A 7,167-nucleotide genomic window follows, 5' to 3' on the forward strand; every position below is an offset into this window, starting at 1 on the left:
GCCGCTGCGCGCGTCCCGGCCTTCCGCGGCCGGCTCGGCCGGGACGCGCGCAGCGGCCACTACGCCGTACCGCGCCGCTACCGCCTCCACCTGTCCCCGGCCGACCCGGACTGTCTGCGGATCGCCGTCACCCACAGCCTGCTCGGCCTCGGCGCGGCCTGCCCGGTGACCGAACTGCCCGCCGTGCCCGACGCTCCCGGCGGCGGACACTCCGCACTGCGCCCGCTGTACGAGGCGAGCGCGCACCGCTACTCCGGCGCGGCCACGGTCCCGGTGCTCAGCGACGACTGGTCGGGCCGGATCGTCAGCACACACACCCCGGACATCCTGCGCGACCTGTCCCGGCACTTCGGCGGCGGCCGTCCCACCCTGTACCCCTGCGGCCTGGAGGCGGAGATCGAGGCCGTCGAGCGGCTGTGCGCCCAGGGTGTCGACGCGGCGGCCCAGCGGGCGGGGGACGCCGACGGTGAGGACGGTGACCGTGCCGACGCGCTTGCCTCGCTGCTGCGCACCCTGGGCTCACTGAACGCGCGGCTCGCCGTCGATCCGTATCTGCTGGGTGAGCAACTTACCGCCGCCGATGTGGAGTTGTGGGTCAGCCTGGTTCGCCTCGACACGGTGCACCGGTGGCACCTGGACGCGGCCACCGTGCACCGGGTCGCCGGTCATCCGGCCCTGTGGGAGTACGCCCGGCGGCTCGCCGCGCATCCGGCGTTCGGGCCGCATCTCGACCTCGACGCGATCGCTCGTCGGCACCATGCGGGTTGCCGGGGGCTGGAGGCGGCGGGGGCGGCTGTGCAGATTCTGGACTGGGCTGCCCATGCGGCGCGCTCCGCGGGGTAGGCGGTTTGTTTGTCGGGTGCGGGTGCGGGTGCGGGTGCGGGTGCGGGTTCGGTGGGGGCTGGGCGCGCAGTTCCCCGCGCCCCTCTGGGGCGCCCCCTTCGGGCGCGGCCCCAGCTTGGCCCGGTCGAACCCGGCCGCGTGTTCATCCGGTCGACACAAAGAGTCGGAACACGCGACGGAGTCGCCTTGTTGAGGACATCGTGCTGAAGGCCATCCCCTGCCGTCCGAAGTTGTACTCGCGGCGGCACATCGATCTCCTGCGTGTCGCCGGTGCGCTCTGTCGGTCCTGAGTCGCTGTCTCGTCTTTTTTTCGTACAGTCGATCAGGAAGGCGCTGTTCTCGTGTCCTCGTCACCCTCTTCCCTGCACCTCGCCGTCGCTCTCGACGGTGCCGGCTGGCACCCTGCCGCCTGGCGCGAACCCGTCGCCCGGCCGCGTGAGCTGTTCACCGCCCGATACTGGGCCGACCTGGTCGCGGAGGCCGAGCGCGGGCTGCTCGACTTCGTGACCATCGAGGACGGCCTCGGCCTCCAGTCCTCGCACCCCCTCGAACCCGACGACCGCACCGACCAGGTCCGGGGCCGCCTCGACGCGGTCCTGATCGCGGCCCGTGTCGCCCCGCTCACCCGGCACATCGGCATCGTCCCGACGGTCGTCGCCACCCACACCGAGCCGTTCCACCTCTCCAAGGCGATCGCCACCCTCGACCATGTGAGCACCGGCCGCGCGGGACTGCGCGTCCAGATCACCGCCCGCCAGAGCGAGGCGGCCCACTTCGGCCGCCGCCCGGTACCGCACATCACCGCTCCCGACGACCCGCTCGCCCGGGAGTCCGTGGCCGCCCTCTTCGACGAGGCCGCCGACTACGTCGAGGTGGTGCGCAGGCTCTGGGACAGCTGGGAGGACGGCGCGGAGATCCGCGACACCGCCACCGGCCGCTTCATCGACCGGGAGAAGCTGCACTACGTCGACTTCGAGAGCCCGCACTTCAGCGTCAAGGGACCGTCGATCACCCCTCGCCCGCCGCAGGGCCAGCCGATCGTCAGCGCCCTGGCCCACGGGACCGTCCCCTACCGGCTGGTCGCCCGCTCGGCCGACGTCGGATACGTCACCCCGCACGACTCCGGGCAGGCCCGCGCCATCGTCGAGGAGATCCGCACCGAACAGGCGGCGGCCGGTCGCGCCGGTGAACTCCTGCACGTCTTCGGTGACTTGGTGGTCCTTCTGGACGACGACCCCGCCGAGGCCGTGGCCCGCCGCGAGCGACTGGACGCCCTCGCCGGGTACGAATACACCAGTGACGCCCGGATCTTCGCCGGTACGCCCGCACAACTCGCCGACCTGCTCCAGGAGTTGGCCTCGGCCGGGCTGAGCGGCTTCCGGCTGCGGCCGGCCGTCGCCGGGCACGACCTCCCGGCGATCACCAGGGAACTGGTACCCGAACTCCAGCGCCGGGGCGTCTTCCGGCAGACGTACGAGGCCGACACCCTGCGCGGGCTGCTGGGCCTCGCCCGCCCCAACAGCCGTTACGCCGCCACTGCAACCGCCCCCGCTGGCGCCTGAGCCGGAAGGATCGTACGACCATGAGCAAGCCGCTGAAGCAGATCCATCTGGCCGCGCACTTCCCCGGCGTCAACAACACCACGGTGTGGAGCGACCCGCAGGCCGGGAGCCATATCGAGTTCAGCTCCTTCGTCCACTTCGCGAAGACGGCCGAGCGCGCCAAGTTCGACTTCCTGTTCCTCGCCGAGGGGCTGCGGCTGCGCGAACAGGGCGGAAAAATATACGACTTGGACGTCGTCGGACGGCCCGACACCTTCACCGTACTCACCGCGCTCGCCGCCGTCACCGAGCACCTCGGCCTCACCGGCACCATCAACTCCACCTTCAACGAGCCCTATGAGGTGGCCCGCCAGTTCGCCAGCCTCGACCACCTGTCCGACGGACGCGCCGCGTGGAACGTCGTCACCTCCTGGGACGCCTTCACCGGCGAGAACTTCCGGCGCGGCGGCTTCCTCCCGCAGGGCGAGCGCTACTCACGGGCCAAGGAGTTCCTCCAGACAGCGGGCGAACTGTTCGACTCCTGGCAGGGCGACGAGATCCTCGCCGACCAACGGACCGGCGCCTTCCTGCGGGACGCGAAGGCCGGCGCCTTCACGCACTCGGGGCAGCACTTCGACATCGAGGGCCAGTTCAACGTGCCCCGCTCCCCGCAGGGCCGCCCGGTGATCTTCCAGGCCGGTGACTCCGAGGAGGGCCGCGAGTTCGCCGCGTCGACCGCTGACGCCATCTTCAGCCGGTACGCCACCCTCAAGGAGGGCCAGGAGTTCTACACGGACGTCAAGAACCGCCTGGCCAAGTACGGCCGCCACGCGGACCAGTTGAAGATCCTGCCCGCCGCGAGCTTCGTCCTCGGCGACACGGACGCCGAGGCGGAGGAACTCGCCCGCGAGGTGCGCCGGTTGCAGGTCAGCGGGGCCACGGCCATCAAGCACCTGGAGTTCGTCTGGAACCGGGACCTGTCCGCGTACGACCCGGACGGCCCACTGCCCGACATCGACCCCGACCCCGGCGAGCACACCCTCGCCCGTGGCCGGGCCCAGGTGCGGATGTACCGCGACCCGGTGGCCACCGCGCGCGAGTGGCGGGAGCGGGCGGCGGCCAACAACTGGTCCATCCGTGAGCTCGTCATCGAGACCGGCAACCGCCAGGGCTTCGTCGGCTCCCCGGCCACCGTCGCCGCCACCATCAACGACTTCGTGCAGGCCGACGCGAGCGACGGCTTCATCCTGGTCCCGCACATCACCCCGGGCGGCCTCGACGGCTTCGCCGACACGGTCGTCCCGCTGCTCCAGGAACGCGGCGTCTTCCGCACGGAGTACGAGGGCACCACCCTCCGCGACCGGCTCGGCCTGGCCCACCCCGACGCCGGGGCGGCGGGGGAACGCGCGGCGTCCTGAAACCGTCGTACAGGGCGTGAACCGTCGTACATGGCGTGGTCGAGGACGTCACCCTCCCCCATGAAGGTGACGTCCTCGACCACTCCCCCGAGTGCCCGACGGTGGTTCGACTCGTTCGCGGCGGCCGTCATGCGCTGGTGTCTGCCCCCGATCTCACCAGCACATGACGGCCGTTTCCCCCGATCCCCAGGTGGAGTAGAGGCGTACGCGGACGAAGTAGTGGCGGCCCTTGACGAGCCGGACCCTGACATGGGCGTTGTGCGGTGTGCCGCCGTCGTCCTCGGCGGAGAGGTAGCGGGGCTCGCCGTCGATCTCCTCGAAGACCGCGACGACCGTGTCGCTCTCCCCGAAGGTCCCCACGGTGTAGTCGCGGGTCTCCGGCGGCGCGATGCCGAAGTCGGCCTGCTCGCCCGCGCCGAGGCGCAGGGGCGCGGACCTGAACGGCACGAGTTCGGCGGGCCTGCCCGTGCCCGTCGGCGGATACCAGCGGAGCACGAACTCCTTGTCGGCCGGGGAGAGCGTCCCCGGAGGCCGCACCCCGGACCGGAACTGCTCCGGTTCGAGGACCAGCCCCGCCGGGAACGGATACCCCATGACGGACATCGGGTCCCAGACGGAGCCGTTGACCTCGTCCGGGTCGAGCTTGCGCAGAATGTTGAAGTACGTCTTGTCGCGGCTCCAGAAGTTGGGCGGTCCGGCCAGGTCGTCGTAGACGGCCTCGTCGTCCCAGTGGATGCCGGCGAACGGGTTCTGGTGCTCGTGCAGCAGGCCCAGGGCGTGCCCGATGCCGTGCAGGGCCGTCGCGCGTTCCCCCGGCGCGGTCAGGTCCCATCCGAAGTTCATCGTGCGCCGCCCCAGGCCCACCGACAGCGCGTCCCGCCCGACTGTGGAGTACGAACCGTCACCGGTCTGGAACCCGATGCGCAGTTCGGCCTCCGAGCGGTCGCGCACCTCCACGAACGACAGCCCGATCCCCAGGCCGAGCCACTCGCGGAAGCAGTCACGGACGACATCGCGCTGTGCCTCGGTGCCGACCCATGACTCCCACCGGGTCCCCCCGGACCCCGGCAGCGGGATGACCGAGCCGTCACTGTCCCGGTCGAAGAAGTAGTAGTGGAGCACGGTGCCGTTCACCCACATCAGACGCCCCGCGAGGAGCGCGCTGAGCCGCTCGGCCGGCAGCCCCGGGGCGAACGTGGGGGCCGGCTGCTGCGGGAGTGAGCAGAACCGTGCGTTCATGGGGAACAGACTGCGGGTCACGGCGCTCGGGCGCCTGAGTCGGGGGCTACTCAAGTCGGCCTGTATCAAAGCTGAGTAGCCCGGCTCCTGTTCACATGACGACATTCGCGACGGCATTCGCAGGGGACGCCAGGACTCCGGACACAGCCCATACCCTCGATCTGCCCTGGCCGTTCACCGGCCGGGACGCCGAACTGGAGCTGATCCGCCGGTCGTTGGCCGCCGAACGGCACGGCGTCGTGGTGACGGGCCCGGCCGGACACGGCAAGACCCGGCTCGTCACGGAGGTCGTCCGGGGCACCGCCTGCGCGAGGGTGAGCGGCACACCCGAGACCCGGGACATCCCCTTCGCCGCCTTCGCGCACCTCCTCCCGGAGCAGGTTTCCCTGCACCACGCGATCAAACTCCTCACCGATGTACGGACGTTGCTGGTCGACGACGCCCATCTGCTGGACGACTCCTCGGCCGCGCTGGTCCACCAGCTCGCGGTGCACGGACGTACCCGGCTGCTCGTGGTGGCGACGGACGGCGCCCCGGCACCCGAGGCGGTGTCCCGGCTGTGGAGCGGCGAGGTGCTGCCTCGGCTGTCCCTGGAGCCGCTGCCCCGCGAGGAGACCGCGCGGCTCGTCGCGGCGGGCGTCGGCGGCCCTGTCGAACCGCTCACCGCCCGCCGTCTGCACCACCTCTGCCAGGGCGACCTGCGACTGCTGCGCGACCTGGTCGCCGCGGTGCTCGAACGCGGCGAACTCATTCTGGACTCCGATGAGTTGACGTGGCGAGGCCCTCTTCCGGTAACGGCGGCGGTACGCGAACGGGCGGGGTGGGCCCTGAACCGCGACCGAGTGGACGAACGGGACGCCCTGGAACGCCTGGCGTTCAGCGAACCGCTGCCACTGAACCTCGCGGACCTGGACATGGCCGTGCTGGAGCAACTCGAAACCGACGGCCTGATCCACGTCGACGCCCACTCCGGGGTCCGCCTCGCCCACCCTCTCCACGGCCCGCTGCTGCGCGCGGGCGCCGGGCGACTCCGGGCCGCGCGGCTGTCGCGCACCCCGGCTGAGTGCGCGTCGGCCCTGGACGCCGAACGCGCCGAACTGGCCGCCCGCATCGAGCGCACCGACGTCCAGGAACCGGCGGGCCCCGTAGGCGACTGGCTGACGACGGAGAGCGCGTCCCCGCACCCAGCCGTCCCGGCCGGCTACGCGACCGTCCGGGCCCGCTTCGCCCGACTGCGCGGAGAACTCCGCGAGGCCCTGTCCTGGGCCCGCGAAGGCCTGCGCGACACCCCGGACGACCTGTCCTGCCGTACGGAACTGGCGCTGGCGCAAACCCAGTTGAACGAGGTCGCGACGGCCGGCGCAGGGCGGGCGACCCCCTGGCTGAGAGCGGCGCACGGCGACATCGCCGGGGCACTGGCGTCGGCCGCGTACGCCGGGGGCGGGGAAGGCGAGGCGTACGTCCTGTACGACGCCGTACGCCTCGGTGCCCCGCACCTGGTCGCCGACCGGCTCGCCCAACTGCCAGGCGAGGGCGCCGCACCACTGGCCCGCCACGCCGACGCGCTCGCCCGGCAGGACGGCCCCGCACTGGACCGCGCGGCCGAACTCCTGGAGCGGCGGGGCCTGTTGCTCTTCGCCGCCGAGGCACACGCCCAGGCCGTCCCGGTGCACCGCGACCCACGCGCCGCCCGCAGGTCACGCTCCCGCGCGATGACCCTGGCCCGCCGCTGCCAGGGCGCCCGCACTCCGGCCCTGTCCGGTCTGGTCCTCGGCGAACTCACCGCCCGCCAGCGCCAGATCGTCACCCTGGCGGCAACGGGCCTGAGCAACCGCCAGATCGCGGACCGCCTCACCCTGTCCATCCGCACGGTCGGCAACCACCTGTACAGCGCCTACACCCGCCTCGGCGCAAACGACCGCACGGCCCTGCCGTATCTCCTGAACGAACCGCAGACCTCACAGCAGGCGTGACAGGGACTCTCGGGCGGGGCGGCTGCCAACGGGGTCAGGGGGCGCCGGTTGCCCGGTGCGCTCGCCGCGGCCGCTGGACGGAACACGCCTGCCGGGGGACGGGCGAGCACGGGGCGGGCTCAGCCGGCGTCCGTACGCGGAGAACGCCCAGCC

The 7,167-nt window shown here is 72.1% G+C and carries 6 protein-coding genes; 5 read left to right on the top strand and 1 reads right to left on the bottom strand.

Translation table 11 applies throughout. From position 1 onward, the window contains the following. The 4 genes from AOK08_RS37740 to AOK08_RS37750 form a co-directional block, all read left to right on the top strand. A partial coding sequence (locus AOK08_RS37740) for a glutathione S-transferase C-terminal domain-containing protein (RefSeq protein WP_055534504.1) occupies window positions 1-843 on the top strand: 843 nt, incomplete at its 5' end. A 200-nt stretch (window positions 844-1,043) separates the two neighbouring features. Next, entirely contained in the window at window positions 1,044-1,133 is a 90-nt protein-coding gene (locus tag AOK08_RS49015) for a putative leader peptide (RefSeq protein WP_422125809.1), read from the top strand. Window positions 1,134-1,184: 51 nt separating this feature from the next. Continuing rightward, window positions 1,185-2,405 carry an LLM class flavin-dependent oxidoreductase gene (locus AOK08_RS37745; protein WP_055534506.1) on the top strand — a complete coding sequence of 407 codons (1,221 nt, stop codon included), beginning with the start codon at window positions 1,185-1,187 and terminating at the stop codon, window positions 2,403-2,405. A 20-nt stretch (window positions 2,406-2,425) separates the two neighbouring features. Then, a complete protein-coding gene (locus AOK08_RS37750; RefSeq protein ID WP_055534507.1) occupies window positions 2,426-3,802 on the top strand; it encodes an NtaA/DmoA family FMN-dependent monooxygenase in 1,377 nt (458 codons plus the stop codon). Window positions 3,803-3,955: 153 nt separating this feature from the next. On the opposite strand, the gene absR1 is transcribed toward AOK08_RS37750, so the two are convergent. Further along, entirely contained in the window at window positions 3,956-5,041 is a 1,086-nt protein-coding gene (absR1, locus tag AOK08_RS37755) for a beta-glucuronidase AbsR1 (RefSeq protein WP_055534511.1), read from the bottom strand. Window positions 5,042-5,136: 95 nt separating this feature from the next. Between absR1 and AOK08_RS37760 the strand changes: the two genes are divergently transcribed. Then, on the top strand, window positions 5,137-7,014 hold the full coding sequence (locus tag AOK08_RS37760; RefSeq protein WP_055534509.1) for a LuxR family transcriptional regulator AbsR2: 1,878 nt from the start codon (window positions 5,137-5,139) through the stop codon (window positions 7,012-7,014). Window positions 7,015-7,167: the final 153 nt, after the last annotated feature.

This window comes from Streptomyces graminilatus, from assembly GCF_001418565.1.
In the GTDB taxonomy this organism is placed as follows: Bacteria; Actinomycetota; Actinomycetes; order Streptomycetales; family Streptomycetaceae; genus Streptomyces; species Streptomyces graminilatus.